Source organism: Neisseria weixii (genome assembly GCF_042658245.1).
GTDB lineage: Bacteria > Pseudomonadota > Gammaproteobacteria > Burkholderiales > Neisseriaceae > Neisseria > Neisseria weixii.
Genome location: NZ_JBHSPY010000014.1, coordinates 15,484 through 35,322 on the forward strand (window position 1 = coordinate 15,484; position 19,839 = coordinate 35,322).

The following is a 19,839-nucleotide window of genomic DNA, read 5'->3' on the forward strand; positions in this document are numbered from 1 at the left end:
GTAAAAAGATAAGATAATTCAAATAAATAGAATAAAATCAAAACATAAAAACACATGTGAAGAAACCCATCATGAAACTGAACGGCCTGTTGAAAACGGCTATTTTGCTGACCGGTATGTCGGCATTCTTGCAGGTGTATTCCGTGCAGGCGGTGTTGCCCGTGTTGATGGCGGAATTGAACGCTACGGCGGTGCAGGCGGGATTGTCGGTGGGGGCGGCGGTGTTGGGTGTGGCTTTGATGTCGCCGTTTATGGGCATGTTGTCGGATGCGTTCGGGCGTAAGCTGTTTGTGGTCGGGTCGCTGATTTATCTGGCCTTGCCGACCATGCTGCTGGCGTGGTCGCCGAATATCGAAGTGTTTACGCTGTTGCGTTTTTTGCAGGGTTTGGCGGTGCCGGGGATTACGGTGGTGCTGATTGCCTATATCGGCGAAGAGTTTACCCAAAACGAAGTCGTGCAGTTGATGACCATGTATGTGTCGGGTACGGTATTGGGCGGGTTTCTCGGCCGTTTCTTATTGGGCTATCTGACGGAGTGGTTCGACTGGCGCACGGCGTTTTATGTAATGGCGGTGTTGAGCTTGGCTTGCGCAGTGTTTGTGTGGAGGCAGCTGCCCAAATCGCAGAATTTTGTGCCGAAACCGAATTTTCAGACGGCCTTGAATATGCTGAAATCGCATTTACACAACCGTTATGTGTTTGCGGCGTGTTCACTGGGCGGCTGCGTGTTGTTTTCCTTAGTGGGCTGCTTTACCTACATCAATCTGCATCTGGCCGACGCGCCTTACCGTTTGAGCAGCAGCGCGTTGGCGAATATTTTTGCCGTGTATCTTATCGGCATGGTGATTACGCCTTTGTCGGCCAGGCTGATGACGCATTTTGGCAGCGTAAAAACGATTTTGCTGGCGGTTGGTGTATCGATGACCGGTGTGCTGCTGACTTTGGCAACCGATTTGCCGCTGATTATCGTCGGGCTGGTGTTGATGTCGTCAGGCGTGTTCATTACGCAGGCAGCGACCATCAATTACATTGCGGCCAATGTAAAAGAGGGGCGCTCGCTGGCTTCAGGCTTGTATTACATGGCGTATTACAGCGGCGGCACGTTCGGTGCGTGGCTGTGCGGTTTGGCATTTAAGGCTGCTGATTGGCATGGTGTGGTGTGGGCGTTATTGGCGGTGCAGGTGCTCGCCATCGGTATTGTGTTTAAAGGCATGAAGGCCGCCTGAAATAAGAATTTTGTTTGGCCATTATGATTTCAGACGGCCTGGACAAACCGTGTGATCAACATTCATCGGGGTATAAATCCGTTTAACAATAGAGGAATTACTATGAATTTAAATGACTTATTCGATAAAAACGAATTTTCCGCGCGCCACATCAGCTTTCGCGACCAAGAAGCGCTGTTGGCGGCGCTCGGCGAAAAAAGCATGGCGGATTTTATCGATCATACCGTGCCGCCATCTATCCGTATGCCGTCTGAACTTGATTTGCCTGAAGCGCTGACCGAAGCCGAAGCCTTGGCTAAAATCAAAGCAATTGCAGCGAAAAACAAAATCAACAAATCCTACATCGGCTTAGGTTATTATCCGACCCGTTTGCCGAATGTGATTGTGCGTAATGTGTTGGAAAATCCGGGCTGGTACACCGCCTACACGCCGTATCAAGCAGAAATCGCGCAAGGGCGCTTGGAGGCTCTGCTGAATTTCCAGCAGGTGTGTATCGATTTGAGCGGCTTTGAAGTGGCCGGCGCGTCTTTGTTGGACGAAGCGACCGCAGCCGCCGAAGCGATGGCGATGGCCAAGCGCGTGGCCAAGTCTAAATCCAACCGCTTTTTTGTCGATGAACGCGTCTATCCGCAAACGCTGGACGTAATGAAAACGCGTGCCAAATATTTTGATTTTGAATTGGTGGTGGGCGATTTTGCCGCAGCGGCAGAGGGCGAATATTTCGGTGCTTTGTTGCAATATGTCGGCAAAGACGGTGATGTGGTGGATTTGACCGATGTAATCGGCCGTCTGAAAGAAACCGGCGCGATTGTGGCGGTGGCTGCTGATGTGATGAGCTTGGTCTTGCTGAAATCGCCTGCTGAAATGGGTGCCGATATTGCCTTGGGTAACACCCAGCGTTTCGGCGTGCCGATGGGTTTCGGTGGGCCACATGCCGCGTATTTTGCCTTTAAAGACGAATTCAAACGCTCGGCACCCGGCCGCATTATCGGCGTATCGAAAGACGTTTCAGGCAAACCGGCCTTGCGCATGGCCTTATCGACCCGCGAGCAGCACATCCGCCGCGAAAAAGCCACTTCCAACATCTGTACCGCGCAAGCTTTGCTGGCGAATTTGGCCGGCATGTATGCGGTTTATCATGGGCCTGAAGGTGTGAAACGAATTGCCCAACGCATTCATGCGCTGGCTTCCGCGTTTGCCGATGCCTTGGTTTCAGACGGTCTGCAAGTTGTGCATGAAACCTTCTTTGATACCGTTTTGGTTGAGTGCGGCGACAAAGCGGCTGAGGTTTATCAAAATGCCTTAAACGCAGGCTACAACCTGCGTCGAGTAGGCGAAACCCAAATCGCAGTGGCCTTTAGCGAAGAATCGACCGTGGGCGAATTGGCGGTATTGATTGCTTTGTTTACCGGCAAAACCGATATTGATTGCCGCGGCGAAGTTACAGGCCGTCTGAAAGCAAACCTGTTGCGTCAAGACGAAATCCTCACGCATGAAGTATTCAACCGCTACCACACCGAACACGAAATGCTGCGCTACCTGAAAAAGCTGGAAGAGCGCGACTTGGCGATGAACCGCAGCATGATTTCGCTCGGCAGCTGCACCATGAAGCTCAATGCCACCAGCGAGATGATTCCGATTACCTGGCCGGAATTTGCCAATCTGCACCCGTTTGCCCCGAGCGAACAAACTGAAGGCTATCGCGAATTGCTGCAAGGTTTGCAAACCCAGCTCGAAGCGATTACCGGTTTTGATGCCATCAGTTTGCAACCGAATTCCGGCGCTTCAGGCGAATACACCGGCTTACTGGCCATCCGCCGCTACCACGAAGCCAACGGCGACGCCGAGCGCAATGTCTGCCTGATTCCGCAATCGGCGCACGGCACCAATCCCGCCACCGCCGCCATGCTCGGTATAAAAATCATCGTGGTCAAAACCGATGAAAACGGCAACGTCGATGTGGCCGATTTGCAGCAAAAAGCCGAGCAAAACAAAGACCATCTCGGCGCGCTGATGATTACCTATCCGTCCACCCACGGCGTGTACGAAGAAGGCATCCGTGATATCTGCCGCATTATCCACGACAACGGCGGCCAAGTGTATATGGACGGCGCGAACATGAACGCCCAAGTCGGCATCATGCAGCCGGCAGAAGTGGGGGCGGACGTGTTGCACATGAATCTACATAAAACCTTCTGCATTCCGCATGGCGGCGGCGGTCCGGGCATGGGACCAATCGGTTTGAAAGCCCATCTGGCACCGTTTGCCCCGAGCCACGTTGTCGCGCCGGTAGAAGGTGCAACCGAAGGCATGAGCGCCGTATCCGCCGCGCCGTATGGTTCGGCAGGGATTTTGCCGATTACTTGGATGTACATCACCATGATGGGCAAACAAGGTGTGCGCCAAGCCACCGAATGGGCGCTGCTCAATGCCAACTACGTAGCCCAAGCCTTGAGCGAAGACTATCCGATTCTCTACACCGGCAGAAACGGCCGCGTGGCGCACGAATGTATCGTCGATTTACGCCTGCTCAAAGCTGAAAGCGGTATAACCGAAACCGACATCGCCAAACGCCTGATGGACTACGGTTTCCACGCACCGACCGTTTCCTTCCCTGTGGCCGGTACGCTGATGATCGAGCCGACCGAATCGGAAAGCAAAGCTGAACTCGACCGCTTTATCGCCGCACTCAAAGCCATCAAGCAGGAAGTGTTGAAAGTGCAAAACGGCGACTGGCCGAAAGACGACAATCCGCTGGTCAACGCGCCGCATACATCGTTTAACGTCGCCGCCGAAGAATGGACGCATCCATACAGCCGCGAAGAAGCCGTATTCCCACTGGCTTATGTGCGCGAAAACAAATTCTGGCCGAGCGTGAACCGTGTGGACGATGTGTATGGCGACCGCCATTTGGTGTGTTCTTGCCCGCCGATGGAAGCGTATGAGGATTGATTCGGGTAGGGCAGGTGTGAACCTGCCTTATGTTGAATCATAAAAAATGCCGTCTTAAACAATATTTTCAGACGGCATTTTTAGTTGGCAAAAACGAAGCGGATTAAGCAAAAACGAAGCGGATTAATTAGAACCCACTTTGATTTTTTGCCACAGGTTTACGGTCAGCTTCTTCGCATCCGCGCTCATTTGCGGCATCACAAAACCGTTTTGCATGTCTTCCTTGGTTGGGAAAATCGAACGGGTTTCTACCAACTCTTTCGGCATTTTCTCACGTGCAGGCAAGCTGGCAGGGGCGAAGGTGACGGCGATGCCGTTCTTCGCTGCAATGTCGGCATCCAGCGTGTAGTTGATGTATTTGTGGGCGTTTTCGATGTTTTTCGCATCGGCAGGAATCAACCAAGATTCAATCCAGAAGCCCATGCCTTTAGGGGTCAATACTTCGATGCCGACATTGTTGTTGACTTCTTCCGAACGGGCCTTAGCCAAGTTCAGGTCGCCACCATTACCGGCTGCCAAGCACACGTCGCCGCGTGCCAATTCGTCAATTACTGACGGGCTGAAGCGTTTCACGTCAGGACGCACGGCTTTCAATACTTCGGCTGCGGCGTTGATGTCGTCGGTGCTGGTGCCTTTAGGATCTTTGCCCAAGTAGTTCAATACAATCGGGAACATTTCAGACGGCGTATCCCACAAGGCGATGCCGCATGATTTCAGTTTGCTGGTGTATTCCGGTTTGAACAATAAATCCCAGCCGTTTTCAGGCAGTTGGCCGCCCAGCAGCTCTTTACCTTTGGCGGTAATGGCCAAAGTATTCACGCCTGAGAAGTAAGGCACGGCGTATTCGTTGCCCGGGTCGGCTGTTTCCAGCATTTTCAGCAGCTCAGGGTCGATGTTTTTGTAGTTTGGGATCAGGTCTTTATTGACTTTTTGGTAGGCGCCGGCTTCGATTTGGCGCGGTAAAAAGGCGATACCCGGTACAACGAGGTCGTAGCCTGATTTGCCGGTCAGCATTTTGGCTTCTAGGGTTTCGTTGTTTTCATACAAATCGTAGGTCAGCTTCAAATTGTTTTGTTTTTTGAAGTCTTCGACGGTGGTTTCGTCCACGTAGTTTGACCAGTTGTAGATGTTTAAGGTGTCGGTAGCGGCTGCTTCAGCATTGGCAGCAGGCGCGCTGCCTGCTTGAGGTTGCTCGGCTTTTTTCTCGCCACCGCCGCACGCGGCCAGTGACAATGCGGCCAATACGGCTAATACGGATTTTTTCATACGGGTTGGTTTCCTGATGAAAGAGTTGAAATAAAAAGAAACAGGCTTGCCCCATAAACACCCCGGCAAGCTGCAAGGCCATTGTAATGTAAGCTTGATGAAAATCAAAGCCATATCGGGCAATTTATGCAAAAAATTCTATTGATTGCTTCGTAAAGGCAAGAGTGTGGCCACGGAGCGGTGTGGCTTTTGGGCGAACTCACGGAGCGAATCGGTAAGTTTACAGAGAAAAGACTTGCATATAGGGGCAATCGTCTTTAAAATTGCGCGTTTACAGAATTTATTTTTCATTCAGGAGATATTTAATATGGCAAACAGCGCACAAGCCCGTAAACGTGCCCGCCAGTCGGTTAAACAACGCGCCCACAACGCTAGCTTGCGTACTGCATTCCGCACTGCAATCAAAAAAGTGTTGAAAGCTGTTGAAGCTGGTGACAAAGCTGCCGCTCAAGCAACTTACCGCGAATCAGTAAAAATTATTGACCGCATTGCTGATAAAGGCGTGTTCCACAAAAACAAAGCTGCCCGTCACAAGAGTCGTTTGTCTGCTAAAGTGAAAGCCTTGGCTTAAATCTTTTGCAGCCAGCCGCATAAGGCGGCAACTCTGTAGGTGGCGACACCTGCACTAAGCGACTGCCCCTGACCGTAAAGGTATTTCAGGGGCATTGCTGCATCTTACACACAGTGATTATTTTTTCAGACGGCCTTAATTAAATGAATGCCGTCTGAAAAATAACGCGACATATCGGGTTGATTCGGATAATTCGGCCAAGCGAAAAGCCGGCAGATTATGCTGATTGACGTAAACGGTGAACATGATGTTGAAACATTATTTATGGGGAGGAGCGGGCTGCATATTGGCTACACCTGCCGCTTGGGCTTTGGATGCGGCTGCGTTGCAATGCGCCGCCATAGTCGATAACGCTATGCGTTTGGCCTGTTACGATAAAATTTATGCCGCACAGTTGCCGCCATCGCAGCCTATGGTAGCCTCAGATACCTTAGATACCAAGCAGCCTGTGGATTTGGCGCAAACGGTTAATGCCAGCATCGAAAATAAAGAAACCACTATTGTTTTTGACGAGAAGACCGATGAGCAACTGCTTTCCGAATCGGCTTTGCGAGATGCTGCCGACGCCTATACGCCTTTGAGCATGATGTTTGACTTAGATGCTAATGATGCGCGCGGCTTGCTTTCTGTTCGTGAACATAATCCGATGTATCTGATGCCTGCTTGGTACAATTCCAGCCCGAATTACTATCCGGAATCGCCTTCACGTGGTGTAACCGCGGAAGAAAAGTTTACCGAGCAGAAGCGGTTAGAAGCGAAAATGCAAGTGTCGTTCAAAAGCAAGCTGATGGAAGACGTGTTTAAAACGCGTGCGGATTTGTGGTTTGGCTATACGCAAAAATCTGATTGGCAGCTGTACAACCAGGGCAGAAAATCGGCGCCGTTTCGCAATACCGATTACGAGCCGGAAGTATTCCTGACCCAGCCGGTGAAGCTCGATTTGCCGTTTGGCGGTAAATTGCGCATGGTTGGCGCCGGCTTTGCCCATCAATCCAATGGTCAGAGCCGCCCCGAGTCGCGTTCGTGGAACCGTATTTATGCCATGGCCGGTATGGAATGGGATAGATTGACCGTGATTCCGCGCGTTTGGTTACGCACCGATGCCAATGGCGGTGAAGACGATAATCCGGATATTTCCGATTACATGGGCTATGGTGATTTAAAAGTGCAATACCGTCTCAACGACAAGCAAAACGTCTATTCCGTATTGCGTTACAACCCGAAAACCGGCCACGGTGCGGTCGAAGCCGCGTACACCTTTCCGCTTAAAGGCAAGCTCAAAGGTGTGGTGCGCGGTTTTCATGGGTATGGTGAGAGCTTGATTGACTACAACCACAAGCAAAACGGCATCGGTTTCGGCTTGATGTTCAACGATTGGGACGGCATTTAAACTACGGTTGGCAACAGCAGTTAAGCAGGCTTGTGCGCATGACTCATGCAAGCATAAGCGTTTATGCCGCAAACCATGAAAAACACTCGTTTCTTACCGCCCAAGCGCGTATAATAGCGCGTTTGGGCGGTCATATTGCGTATTTGACGGATAGAAAAACATGGCAGAACAACCAGCGGAAAGCGGTACAATTGCTAAATCATTAAAAAGATACCTGATTACAGGTATTTTGGTGTGGTTGCCGATTGCAGTCACCATTTGGGTGATTACCTACATCATCACCGCCGCCGACCAATTGATTAATCTTTTGCCGGTATATTGGCAGCCGCAGCATTTCTTAGGTTTTAATATTCCCGGCTTGGGCGTGATTGTGGCGATTGTCGTGTTGTTTGTCACCGGCCTTTTCGGTGCCAACGTTTTAGGCAAACGCATCATTTCCGCTTGGGACGGCATACTCGGCCGCATTCCGGTGGTGAAATCGATTTATTCCAGCGTGAAAAAAGTATCGGAATCTTTGCTGTCCGACGGCAGCCGCTCGTTTAAAACGCCGGTATTAATCCCTTTCCCTCAGCCGAATATTTGGACGCTGGCGTTTGTTTCCGGCCATATTCCCGATTCGGTAAAAGCATCGCTACCGCAAGGTGATGAATACATTTCGGTGTATGTGCCGACCACGCCCAACCCGACCGGCGGCTATTACATCATGGTGAAAAAAAGCGACATCCGCGAGCTCAATATGAGCGTGGACGAAGCCCTGAAATATGTGATTTCGCTGGGTATGGTAATGCCTGATGAACATGTGCCTAAAGTATTGGCGGATGATGCGGGCAAGCCTTTATCAGAAGCTACTGAACAGTAAGTAATACAGGCCGAAACCTTTGCAAAGATCTCGGACCGTCTGAAACTTTCAGACGGCATAACCATTTCAAAACAAATTAAATCAAACACAAAAAGGTGATTTTATGCGTACCAATTATTGCGGCTTAATCAGCGAGCAATATTTAGACCAAACCGTAACCGTCAAAGGTTGGGTGCATCGTCGTCGCGACCACGGCGGCGTGATTTTTATCGACTTGCGCGACCGTGAAGGCATTGTTCAGGTCGTGATTGATCCGGATACCAAAGAGGCATTTGAAACCGCCGATTCTGCGCGTAACGAATACGTGTTGAGCATTACCGGCCGCGTGCGCAACCGTCCGGAAGGTACGACCAACGACAAAATGGTATCCGGCAAAATCGAAATCTTGGCCAAAGAAATCGAAGTATTTAATACTGCTGCCACGCCGCCGTTCCAAATCGACGATGAAAGCATCAGCGAAAACGTGCGCCTGACCAACCGTGTGATTGATTTGCGCCGTCCGGTGATGCAAAACAACCTCAAACTGCGCTATAAAGTGGCCATGGGCGTGCGCCGTTTCTTGGACGACCAAGGCTTTATCGATATTGAAACGCCGATGTTGACCCGTTCGACCCCTGAGGGTGCGCGCGATTATCTGGTGCCGAGCCGCGTGCATCCGGGCGAGTTTTTTGCATTGCCGCAATCACCGCAATTGTTTAAGCAATTGCTGATGGTGGCCGGTTTCGACCGTTATTACCAAATTACTAAGTGCTTCCGCGATGAAGACTTGCGTGCCGACCGCCAACCCGAATTTACCCAAATCGACTTGGAAACCTCGTTTTTGAACGAGGACGAAATCATGGATATCACCGAAGCGATGGCCAAAAAAGTATTCCAAGACGCCATCGGCGTAGAATTGGCTGATTTTCCGCGTATGCCGTTTAGCGAAGCCATGTTCTATTATGGCTCCGATAAACCGGATTTGCGCATCAGCCTGAAATTCACCGAATTGACCGACTTGATGAAAACGGAAGAATTTAAAGTTTTCCGTGGCGCAGCCGACATGAAAGGCGGCCGTGTGGTGGCTTTGCGCGTGCCGGGCGGTGCCAAATTGAGCCGTAAAGAAATCGACGATTACACCAAATTCGTCGGCATTTACGGTGCCAAAGGCTTGGCCTACATCAAGGTAAACGATGTGACCAACCTGAGCAACGGCGAAGACAGCGGCTTGCAATCACCGATTGTGAAATTCCTGTCTGAAAACGCCTTGAAACAAATCATCGCCCAAACCGAAGCACAAAACGGCGACATCATTTTCTTCGGTGCCGACAAAGCCAAAATCGTGAACGAAGCCATCGGTGCATTGCGCATCAAAGTGGGCTTGGAACACGGTAAAGAAAACGGCTATTTTGCCGATGAATGGAAACCCTTGTGGGTGGTTGACTTCCCAATGTTCGAATACGATGATGAAGCAGACCGCTACACCGCCGTACACCATCCGTTTACCGCGCCGAAAGAAGGCCATGAAAACCTGATGGAAAGCCAACCGGAAAACTGCTTGGCACGCGCCTACGATATGGTGTTGAACGGCTGGGAAATCGGCGGCGGCTCAATCCGTATCCATCGTGCTGACGTGCAGGAAAAAGTGTTTGCCGCGCTGAAGATTACGCCGGAAGAGCAGCAAGAAAAATTCGGCTTCCTGCTGGATAATCTGAAATTCGGCGCGCCGCCGCATGGTGGTTTGGCTTTCGGTCTCGACCGTTTGGTGGCCTTGATGACCGGCGCCGAATCGATTCGCGATGTGATTGCCTTCCCGAAAACCCAACGTGCGCAATGTCTGCTGACCAACGCGCCAAACGTGGTGGACGACAAGCAATTGCGCGAATTGAGCCTGCGTTTGCGTCAAAAAGCCACCGACAACAAAGAAGCTTAATTCCCGCTTGATTGAAGGCCGTCTGAAAGAGTGATTCTTTCAGACGGCCTTTATATACACAGGCCGTCTGAAAATTTATAATGGCTGAAATTGATTTTATGAACCCTTCCATGCCGATTTATTTTATTGCCGATGTACATTTGAGCGAATCACGCCCCGAGCTGACGGCGTTGTTTCTGCGTTTTATGCAGGAGAAAGCACCGCAGGCGCAGGCGGTGTATATTTTGGGCGATTTGTTTGATTTTTGGGTCGGCGATGATGAAACGTCGCCCCTGATTGATTCGGTGAAACGAGCCATTCGCCATGTAAGCGATCAAGGTGTGGCCTGTTATTTTCAGCACGGCAACCGTGATTTTATGATTGGCGAACGTTTTACGCAGGCATGTGGCATGAAGCTCTTACCTGATTATCAAGTGGTGGGTTTATTCGGGCAACAAGCTTTGCTGTGTCATGGCGATACTTTGTGTATTGATGATGTGCGTTATCAGCAGTTTCGCAAAAAAGTGCATCAGAAATGGCGGCAGAAGCTGTTTTTGATGCTGCCGTTGTCGGTACGCTTGAAAATCGCCCATAAAATCCGCCACACCAGCAAGCAGGACAAACAGCAAAAATCGGCTGAAATCATGGACGTAAATCCTGAGTTTACTGCGAAAATCGCCAGGCAATATGGTGTGTCGCTGTTGATTCACGGCCATACCCATCGGGAAAATATCCATGTAAATGAGGATCTTACCCGTATTGTGTTAGGCGATTGGAAAGCCGATTATGCTTCGGTATTAAACGTGGATGAACAAGGCTTTGAATTCGTCAGAGAGTAATGAGAAGAATCAGTTAATCTTTATAAATACAAATGTTAGGCCGTCTGAAAATCGAAAATTTTCAGACGGCCTTTTTATATATTAGAAAAAGCGTGATTAAGCTTCGGTTTGTTTTTCAGCAGCAGGAGCGGCTTCCGCCACGGTTTCAGCGGCAGGCACTTCGGCTTGTTCGGCGGCTTTGGCTGCTTGGCGTTCGGCTTGCGCGGCCATGGCTTGCTGCACGGCAGGGTGTTGCTGCGCAATCGCTTGTTCTTCCGGGCTCACTTCGCCTTTGAAACGGTTGTTCAAATCAAAGCGTTTGCCGCCGCGAGCCAATGCTTTCAGATAGCGCGGACGGCGGCAGTGGTTTGCCAATACGCGGGCAATCAGGCTGGCGTCGTATTGCGGCAGGGCGGCAACTAAGTCTTGGTCGATACCGACAGCCAGCGGTTTGAAGCGCTTGAATACGTCGTATTTGCTGTAAATATGATCGGCAATCATGTCGGTTTGTTTCTTTTTGCTCATGGTTTGGACGGCGGTTTTGAGTGCGGCGCCCAAAGCGGTTTCTTGTGTCATGTTGTCTGTATTCCTGTCAATCTGAAGCCGTGCGCTCCCTAGTACACGGCAAATGCTTGCCATTGTAGTATAAAGTGGCTGATTAGGCGAAGTTTTTGTGTGTGAATTTGTTCAGACGGCCTGATTTATCCTACTAGGCCGCCTGAACATGTGGATTATTTGAAACGGGCGATGTCGGGCGTGTTGACGCTGACATCGGCATTTTGGGCGCGGTGGCGCAAGGCATGATCCATCAGCACCAAGGCCAACATAGCTTCGGCAATGGGTGCGGCGCGCAAGCCGACGCAAGGGTCGTGGCGGCCGTGGGTGGCGATTTCGACCGGCTTGCCGTCGATGTCGATGCTGCGGCGCGGCGTGGCAATCGAGCTGGTCGGCTTGATGGCGATGTTGACGTGGATGTCTTGGCCGGTGGAAATCCCGCCGAGAATACCGCCGGCGTGGTTACTCAAGAAGCCTTCTGCTGTGAGTTCGTCACCGTGCTCGCTACCGCGTTGTGTCACGCAATCAAAACCGGCACCGATTTCCACGCCTTTAACGGCATTGATGTTCATCATAGCGTGGGCGATGTCGGCATCAAGGCGGTCAAACACCGGTTCGCCTAAGCCGACCGGAATGTTTTTCGCTTCGATGTGCAGCTTCGCGCCGACAGAATCCAGAGATTTACGCACGCTGTCCATATAGTCTTCCAATTCTTCGATTTGGCTTTGGTTGGCGGCGAAGAACGGGTTTTGACTGATGAAGGCTAAGTTTTCAAAACGGATGGCTTTTTCGCCGACTTGGGTCACATAGCCGGTGATTTCGGTGCCGAATTGCTCCTTCAGCCATTTTTTTGCCACCGCACCGGCGGCTACGCGGGCAGCGGTTTCACGGGCGGAAGAGCGGCCGCCGCCACGGTAGTCGCGCGTACCGTATTTGTGCCAATAGGTGTAGTCGGCGTGGCCGGGACGGAATTGCTGCGCGATGTTGCCATAATCTTTGCTGCGCTGGTCGGTGTTGCGAATCAGCAGGGCAATCGGTGTGCCGGTGGTTTTGCCTTCGAACACGCCGGATAGGATTTCCACCTGGTCGGCTTCGCGGCGCTGGGTTACATGGCGGCTGGTGCCGGGTTTGCGGCGGTCAAGGTCGGCTTGGATGTCGGCTTCTGTGAGCGGCAATCCGGGCGGACAGCCGTCGATAATGCATCCCAAAGCGGGGCCGTGGCTTTCGCCGAAGGTGGTGACGGTGAAGAGTTGTCCGAAAGTGTTGCCTGCCATAATTCTGCTCTAAAAATGTTGTTAAACGAATGGGCTGAATTTTAACATAAAGGCCGTCTGAAACGGATTTTGTTTTCAGACGGCCTGATTGGGTAAATTGATACGATACATTAAAAATATCGTTTTTGAGCATAATGATTCTTTAAAGCAAAATAAAACACACTTTACCGCGATAAAAAGGCCGTCTGAAAACGCAAAATATTTTCAGACGGCCTTGATTCATTTTTAATCAATCAGCTCAATTTACCGTGACATTGTTTGTATTTCAAGCCACTACCACATGGGCATGGGTCGTTGCGGTGAATGATTTGGCCTTTGGCGGCAAGGGCTTCCGGGCTGAAGTCGTTGCCGGCCGGATTGAAGGCACCGGCGGCCAAATCGCTTTTCGATTCGCCGAGCAATTCTTCGATATCAGGCGCATCGGAATGCATTTCCTGCATATCGGTGATTGGTTGGGCGGCAAAGTCTTCGGCAGGGGTGTCGTTGCGCTCGATTTGCACCGATGTCAGCAGCGATGCAATGTTGTGCTTAATGCCGCTCCACAGGTTTTCAAACATGGCGAAGGCTTCTCGTTTGTATTCCTGCTTCGGATTTTTTTGCGCGTAGCTGCGCAAGTGAATGCCTTGACGCAGGTAATCCATCGCCGCCAAATGTTCGCGCCATTGGTTGTCGATGACTTGCAACATGACATTGCGTTCGAAATCGGCCATTTGCTGCTCGCCGACCAATTCGACTTTCTCAGCGTATTCGGTTTCGATGTGGTCAATCAAACGCTCTTTCACATCTTGGCCATCTAAAGTATTGTCGGCTTGTAACCAGCCGGCGATGTCGGCATTCAGGCGGAAATCGGCCAGTAATTTGCTTTGCAGCGTCGGTAAATCCCATTGTTCTTCCATGGTATCCGGCGGCATGTGGGCATCGACCAAATCGCTGATGACTTCGGCACGGATGTCTTTGGTTAAATCGATAACGTCTTTATTGGTCAGGATTTCGTTGCGTTGGTGGTAAATCACTTTACGCTGGTCGTTGGCCACGTCATCGTATTCTAATACTTGTTTGCGCATATCGAAGTTGCGGCCTTCGACTTTGCGTTGCGCACCTTCGATTTGACGTGTCAGCATGCCGTGTTCGATGGCGACCCCGCGTTCCGGCGCCAAACGGTTGAGAATGGCGGCGGCACGGTCAAGGGCAAACAGTCGCAACAATGGATCTTCAAACGACAGGTAGAAACGGCTCGATCCCGGATCGCCCTGACGGCCGGCACGGCCACGCAATTGATTGTCGATACGGCGGCTTTCATGGCGTTCGGTGCCGATGATGTGCAAACCGCCCGCAGCGACCACTTGGTCGTGTTCGGCTTGCCAGCCGTTTTCCAAAGCGGCGATTTGTGCGGCTTTGTCTTTGTCGCTCAAGTTTTCGTCAGCTTGGATGGCGTCGATTTGATGCTTCAAGTTGCCGCCCAACACAATGTCGGTACCACGGCCGGCCATGTTAGTGGCCACCGTAATCGCGCCGACTTTACCGGCTTGCGCCACGATTAAGGCTTCGCGTTCGTGTTCTTTGGCGTTCAAAACGTTGTGCGGCAGGCCGGCTTTGGTTAAGAGGCGCGACACCAGTTCCGAGTTTTCGATGCTGGTCGTGCCCACCAATACCGGCTGGCCTTTGGCGTAGCATTCCTGAATGTCTTTGACCACGGCTTCGAATTTTTCGTCGGTCGAGCGGAAAATTTGGTCGTTGAAGTCTTTACGCTGAATCGGGCGGTTGGTCGGAATAATGACCGTTTCCAAGCCGTAAATGCTTTGGAATTCGAAAGCTTCAGTATCTGCGGTACCGGTCATACCTGACAGCTTGGCGTAGAGTCGGAAATAATTTTGGAATGTAATGGAAGCCAGGGTTTGGTTTTCGCGCTTGATTTCCACGCCTTCTTTGGCTTCAACGGCTTGGTGCAAACCTTCCGACCAGCGGCGGCCGGCCATCAGACGGCCTGTGAATTCATCGACAATCACGATTTCGCCGTCTTGAATCACATAATGCTGATCCAAGTGGAACAAAGTATGCGCGCGCAATGCGGCCATCAGGTGGTGCATCAGTGCGATGTTGCCGGCAGAGTAGAGCGAGTCGTTTTCGGCCAGCAAGCCCATTTGAGTCAGAATCTGCTCGGCGTGTTCGTGACCTGCTTCACTCAAAATCACTTGGTGTGCTTTTTCATCAACCCAGTAATCACCTTCGCCGTCTTCGGTTTCTTGGCGGATTAACTGTGCCGGAACGCTGTCCATCACTTGATAAAGCTGCACATTGTCATCGGCTTGGCCGGAAATAATCAGCGGAGTACGTGCTTCGTCAATCAAGATGGAATCGACTTCATCGACTACGGCAAAATTCAAATCACGCTGAACTTTATCGTATTGGTCAGTGACCATATTGTCGCGCAGGTAGTCGAAACCGAATTCGTTGTTGGTGCCGTAGGTGATGTCGGAGCCGTAAGCAGTTTGGCGGTAGAAAGGCTCCATGTCGGATACAATCACGCCCACGCTCAAGCCTAAGAAATTATATAAAGGCTCCATAATGCCTGCGTCGCGCGCGGCCAGATAATCGTTGACGGTTACAACATGTACGCCTTTTCCGGATAAGGCATTGAGGTAAACCGCCAAAGTGGCGACCAAGGTTTTACCTTCACCGGTGCGCATTTCGGCGATTTTGCCGTTGTGCAGTACCATGCCGCCGATGAGTTGCACGTCAAAGTGGCGCATGCCCAATACGCGGCGGCTGGCTTCGCGGCAGACGGCAAATGCTTCGACCAAAATATCGTCTAAAGTGGCACCGTCGGCCAAGCGTTGTTTGAATTCTGTGGTTTTCCCTTGTAATGCTTGGTCGCTCAAAGCCTGCATGTCGGTTTCAAGGGCATTGATTTTTGCGACCGATTTACGGTATTGTTTCAGCAAGCGGTCGTTGCGGCTGCCGAAGATTTTCTTTGCAATGTTTGTCAGCATGAATTGGTTCCTGCGCCTAAAAATAATGAATGGCGAAAGCTGGATTTTAACACAAGCGATTGTGTAAGGTGTTAATGCCGTCTGAAATAAAGACGGTTTTACCGTATTTCAATATTCGTTGACAAAATAACCGATAAAAAGGCCGTCTGAAACATGAATTTAGAACAATTGGGCAAGCGTGACCGACATTTGCAGGCATTGTTGCAACAAGCGCAACAGTGGCACAGGTTGGATCAGGAAGTGAAAAATATCCTGCCTGCCAATTTGCGCGCGCATTTTCAGACGGCCTGTGTCGAAAACGGCAGGCTGGTTTTGCTGGCGGCCAATAATATGGCTTCTTCGCGCTTGAAAATGATTCTGCCCTCGTTGCTGCCGCAATTGAAGCTGTTGCGCGCCGATATTGCCGATGTGCAGGTGAGGGTGTTGCCTAAGCCGCCCAAACCCGAGCGCAAAAATACCTTGCGGTTAAGCGAAGCCGCTTTGCAGAGTTTTGAAGACACCGCAGCCAAGTTGCAGGAGCAGCACCCTAAGTTGGCCGAACGCTTGGAACAACTGGCCAAAAAGCATTATGGACAAGGATAATTTGTTAAAGAAAGTTAATTTCAGAATGAAAAAATAGCCTAATTAAATAAAATAAATTCTCATTTTGTAAGTAGGTGTAAATCTTTATTTGAACTTTGATTTAAATCAAAGTTTGGAGCAGAATAAAGTCGCATACTTCTCTTTTGTTACAGAAGGCATGGCGTCTTCCGGCACAAATATTTTGGATAACTGAAACATTCTCATCATTCAATTCTCATCATTAGGAGATATTACATGAAAGCTTATTTGGCTCTGATTTCTGCCGCCGTTATTGGTTTGGCTGCCTGCTCACAAGAACCTGCCGCTCCGGCTGCACCTGCTAACGAGCCTGCGCCTGCTGCTCAAGCATCTGCTCCTGCTGAAGCTATGCCTGCTGAAGCTGCTCCGGCTTCAGAAGCCGCTGCCCCTGCGGCTGACGCTGCTGCCGGTAACTGTGGGGTTGTGGTTGAATCTAACGACGCTATGCAGTTCAACATCAAAGACATCCAAGTCAGCAAAGCATGTTCTGAATTCAGCATCACTCTCAAACACGTTGGTACTCAGCCTAAAGCCAGCATGGGTCACAACTTGGTAATTACTAAAGCTGAAGACCAAGACGGCGTATTCAAAGACGGCGTGGCTGCAGGTCCTGACGCTGAATATGTAAAACCAAATGACGAACGTATTGTTGCCGCCACCAAACTGCTTGGTGGCGGTGAAGAAGACACCATCAAAATCGACCCTGCCAAATTGGCGGACGGCAGCTACAAATTTGCTTGTACCTTCCCGGGCCACGGTGCTTTGATGAACGGTACCATCACTTTGGTTGACTAATATCTCTGTGTAACCGATTTGAATCGAACAGCCTGCCTTGTTGCGGGCTGTTTTACTTTCGCAGACCCCAAAAAAGCGTAGCCTAATCCGATAGGCTGTCTGAACATAAGGAAACCCTGCCATGAACCTGTTCAATACCCCAAGCGTGACTTTTGCCCAACCCATCGACATGCTCTATGCCTGTCATGACAAAGTGCGCCGTTTTTGCAGCCAAGTCAACATGTTGCCCGATTATATTGCTGAAAACGGCCGCAACGATGTGGTGCTGCAAGCCATACGTCAAATCAGCCAATATTTCAATGTAGCGGCGCCTTTGCATCATGAGGATGAAGAAGAGAACTTTTTTCCTTTGCTGCTGCAATACGCCCCGCAAGCGCAGGAGAGTATTGACGAATTATTGCGCCAGCACGAAAGCCTGCACGCCAACTGGTCGGCGGTGGCGGATGAGTTTGCCCGATTGGAGGCCGACGCAGATCATCAGTTAGACACCGAAGTATTGCAGCGCTTTACCGCCGGATACGATGTGCATTTAGGCATTGAAGAACCGTTGTTTGAAATGGGCAAAACCTTTATTCCCAAAGAAAAGCTGACCGAAATCGGAGAAATTATGGCCGCGAGAAGACGCCAATAAAGCTTTGAAAACCCCGTTTATGATTTCAGACGGCATCAAATCACCTTAATAGGCCGTCTGAAAGCGCAAACCGTTTATTTATCCAATTAAGGAGAATGACCATGCTCACTCCTCAAAGCAGCGAACTTTTCGACATCCCTTTTTATCAGTTTGCCCAAATGAAAAAACATGCGCCGGAAATGATTGAGCCGATCAAAGCCGCGTATAAACACCATTGGCAGATTTGGCGCGAGCTTATCGGGCGTGTGGCCGATGACTTGGGCGGATCCTTCGCACCGCCGCACATCGAGCGCTGGTGTAACGGCTGGCAGGTGCGCGCGCACTTTTTCGCTTATTTCAAATACGCGCAATACCAAGATTCCGCCGCGATTATTTCCGTGTTGCTCAACCGCCGCCGTCTCACCGTCAGCCTTGATTGGCATTGCTACAAAGCCGGCGTGTCGCCCATTGCCTTGCTGCAATACAACCAATGGTTGGATGAATTAAACGCGCAAAAATACGCTGCTTTCGATATTTGGCACGGTGCGGAAGACGAATATGCCGATTACGCCACCGTAGCCGGCACGCCGTCTGAAAACATCCGCCTGCACAATGAAGACGATTTTTTCTGCATCGGCAAACACATCAAGCGCGCGGATTTGGGCAAGCAAGACGTGCAGCGATGGATTGTGGATGCGATAGAAGAATTGACTCCGCTGTATGAAGCCTGTTTTAAATAACTGTTTTCAGACGGCCTGTTGCGGGTTGCCAGATAAAGCGCATCTCGTTATCATCACCAGCATTCTCAGGCCGTCTGAAATACGGAATGCGTTTTCTTTCAGAAGGCCTTAATCTCAAAAATGCCATTGAAAATAAAGCATAAAATGACTGAAACCCAATCCTTGGAACTTGCCAAGCAACTCATTGCCCGTACGTCCGTCACCCCCGATGACCAAAACTGCCAGCAGCTTTTGGCCGAACGCCTGCAAAAAATCGGTTTTACCATCGAAGAAATGAATTTCGGCGACACCAAAAACATCTGGGCGCGCCGCGGCAACACCGCGCCGGTGTTGTGTTTTGCCGGACACACCGACGTGGTGCCGGCCGGCCCTTTGGAAAAATGGGATTCGCCGCCGTTTGAGCCGACCGAGCGCGAAGGGCGTTTGTATGGGCGCGGCGCGGCTGATATGAAAACCAGCATTGCCTGTTTCGTCACCGCCTGCGAGCGATTTGTGGCGGTGCATCCCGACCATCAGGGCAGCATTGCGCTGCTGATTACTTCCGATGAAGAAGGCGACGCGCACGACGGCACCACCAAAGTGGTTGATGTATTGAAAGCGCGCGGCGAGCTGATTGATTACTGCATTGTCGGCGAACCGACCGCGACGGAAGTATTGGGCGATATGCTGAAAAACGGCCGCCGCGGTTCGCTTTCGGGCAATTTGACCGTTAAAGGCAAACAAGGCCACATCGCTTATCCGCATTTGGCGGTGAATCCCGTGCACACCTTTGCCCCGGCCTTGCTCGCGCTCACAAAAGAAGTATGGGACGAGGGCAACGATTATTTCCCGCCGACCAGCTTCCAGATTTCCAACATCAACGGCGGCACCGGTGCCACCAACGTGATTCCGGGCGAACTCAACGTCAAATTCAATTTCCGTTTTTCGACCGAATCCACCGAAGAGAGCCTGAAGCAGCGCGTGCAAGACATTCTCGACCGTTGCGGCGTGCAGTACGATTTAGCATGGTCTTGTTCCGGTCAGCCGTTCCTAACCCAAGCCGGCCGTTTGACCGACGCAGCACGAGCCACGATTCGGCAAATATGCGGCGTGGAAGCCGAATTGTCGACCAGTGGCGGCACTTCAGACGGCCGTTTCATTAAAGCCATTGCCGCTGAATTGATTGAATTGGGTCCGAGCAACGCCACCATTCATCAGCTCAATGAAAACGTATTGCTGGACGATATTCCAAAGTTATCCGCGATTTATGAAGGCATGATGACGGAATTGTTGAAATAGGAAGTGAAGGCCGTCTGAAATGAA

Annotated in this window: 16 protein-coding genes; 12 read left to right on the top strand and 4 right to left on the bottom strand. The window is 50.9% G+C overall.

Translation table 11 applies throughout. The features are described 5' to 3' along the window. The first annotated feature begins 71 nt into the window (after positions 1–71). Together ACFPVS_RS08060 and gcvP are read left to right on the top strand one after the other, a co-directional pair. The gene (locus tag ACFPVS_RS08060) at positions 72–1,226 is read left to right on the top strand and encodes an MFS transporter (protein ID WP_378595588.1); all 1,155 of its coding nucleotides are present in this window, start codon (positions 72–74) and stop codon (positions 1,224–1,226) included. Between the two features lie 102 nt (positions 1,227–1,328). After that, the gene (gene gcvP / locus ACFPVS_RS08065; protein WP_096294657.1) at positions 1,329–4,178 is read left to right on the top strand and encodes an aminomethyl-transferring glycine dehydrogenase; all 2,850 of its coding nucleotides are present in this window, start codon (positions 1,329–1,331) and stop codon (positions 4,176–4,178) included. A gap of 123 nt (positions 4,179–4,301) precedes the next feature. Here the strand turns inward: gcvP and ACFPVS_RS08070 are convergent, their stop codons facing one another. Continuing rightward, positions 4,302–5,444: an extracellular solute-binding protein gene (locus tag ACFPVS_RS08070; RefSeq protein WP_096296067.1), complete on the bottom strand. Its 1,143-nt coding sequence runs from the start codon at positions 5,442–5,444 to the stop codon at positions 4,302–4,304. A 307-nt stretch (positions 5,445–5,751) separates the two neighbouring features. Between ACFPVS_RS08070 and rpsT the strand changes: the two genes are divergently transcribed. The 5 genes from rpsT to lpxH all read left to right on the top strand — a co-directional run bounded on the left by rpsT (position 5,752) and on the right by lpxH (position 10,994). Beyond that, a complete protein-coding gene (gene rpsT, locus ACFPVS_RS08075; RefSeq protein ID WP_096294658.1) occupies positions 5,752–6,015 on the top strand; it encodes a 30S ribosomal protein S20 in 264 nt (87 codons plus the stop codon). A 244-nt stretch (positions 6,016–6,259) separates the two neighbouring features. Beyond that, complete coding sequence (locus tag ACFPVS_RS08080; RefSeq protein WP_123804542.1) at positions 6,260–7,405, top strand: phospholipase A; 1,146 nt, start codon at positions 6,260–6,262, stop codon at positions 7,403–7,405. Between the two features lie 160 nt (positions 7,406–7,565). Next, positions 7,566–8,264 carry a DUF502 domain-containing protein gene (locus ACFPVS_RS08085; protein WP_096294659.1) on the top strand — a complete coding sequence of 233 codons (699 nt, stop codon included), beginning with the start codon at positions 7,566–7,568 and terminating at the stop codon, positions 8,262–8,264. 103 nt (positions 8,265–8,367) lie between these two features. After that, positions 8,368–10,176 carry an aspartate--tRNA ligase gene (gene aspS / locus ACFPVS_RS08090; RefSeq protein WP_096294660.1) on the top strand — a complete coding sequence of 603 codons (1,809 nt, stop codon included), beginning with the start codon at positions 8,368–8,370 and terminating at the stop codon, positions 10,174–10,176. A 110-nt stretch (positions 10,177–10,286) separates the two neighbouring features. Then, the gene (lpxH, locus tag ACFPVS_RS08095; RefSeq protein ID WP_096296068.1) at positions 10,287–10,994 is read left to right on the top strand and encodes a UDP-2,3-diacylglucosamine diphosphatase; all 708 of its coding nucleotides are present in this window, start codon (positions 10,287–10,289) and stop codon (positions 10,992–10,994) included. A gap of 96 nt (positions 10,995–11,090) precedes the next feature. Here lpxH and ACFPVS_RS08100 read toward each other — a convergent pair whose 3' ends face one another. The 3 genes from ACFPVS_RS08100 to secA form a co-directional block, all read right to left on the bottom strand. Next, positions 11,091–11,549, bottom strand: a complete 459-nt coding sequence (locus ACFPVS_RS08100) for a ProQ/FINO family protein (protein ID WP_096294661.1) — start codon at positions 11,547–11,549, stop codon at positions 11,091–11,093. Between the two features lie 155 nt (positions 11,550–11,704). After that, positions 11,705–12,802, bottom strand: coding sequence for a chorismate synthase (gene aroC, locus ACFPVS_RS08105; RefSeq protein ID WP_096294662.1), 1,098 nt, complete (start codon positions 12,800–12,802; stop codon positions 11,705–11,707). A gap of 233 nt (positions 12,803–13,035) precedes the next feature. Beyond that, positions 13,036–15,792, bottom strand: a complete 2,757-nt coding sequence (gene secA / locus ACFPVS_RS08110) for a preprotein translocase subunit SecA (protein WP_096294663.1) — start codon at positions 15,790–15,792, stop codon at positions 13,036–13,038. A 153-nt stretch (positions 15,793–15,945) separates the two neighbouring features. Here secA and ACFPVS_RS08115 point away from each other — a divergent pair, with 153 nt between their 5' ends. The 5 genes from ACFPVS_RS08115 to dapE all read left to right on the top strand — a co-directional run bounded on the left by ACFPVS_RS08115 (position 15,946) and on the right by dapE (position 19,815). Continuing rightward, positions 15,946–16,374: a DciA family protein gene (locus tag ACFPVS_RS08115; protein WP_096294664.1), complete on the top strand. Its 429-nt coding sequence runs from the start codon at positions 15,946–15,948 to the stop codon at positions 16,372–16,374. A 234-nt stretch (positions 16,375–16,608) separates the two neighbouring features. Beyond that, positions 16,609–17,187, top strand: a complete 579-nt coding sequence (gene azu / locus ACFPVS_RS08120; protein WP_096294665.1) for an azurin — start codon at positions 16,609–16,611, stop codon at positions 17,185–17,187. A gap of 121 nt (positions 17,188–17,308) precedes the next feature. Continuing rightward, positions 17,309–17,818 carry a hemerythrin domain-containing protein gene (locus ACFPVS_RS08125; protein ID WP_378595595.1) on the top strand — a complete coding sequence of 170 codons (510 nt, stop codon included), beginning with the start codon at positions 17,309–17,311 and terminating at the stop codon, positions 17,816–17,818. 101 nt (positions 17,819–17,919) lie between these two features. Beyond that, complete coding sequence (locus tag ACFPVS_RS08130) at positions 17,920–18,537, top strand: HI_0552 family protein (RefSeq protein WP_096294666.1); 618 nt, start codon at positions 17,920–17,922, stop codon at positions 18,535–18,537. Between the two features lie 144 nt (positions 18,538–18,681). Further along, complete coding sequence (gene dapE / locus ACFPVS_RS08135) at positions 18,682–19,815, top strand: succinyl-diaminopimelate desuccinylase (RefSeq protein ID WP_378595597.1); 1,134 nt, start codon at positions 18,682–18,684, stop codon at positions 19,813–19,815. Positions 19,816–19,839 lie beyond the last annotated feature (24 nt).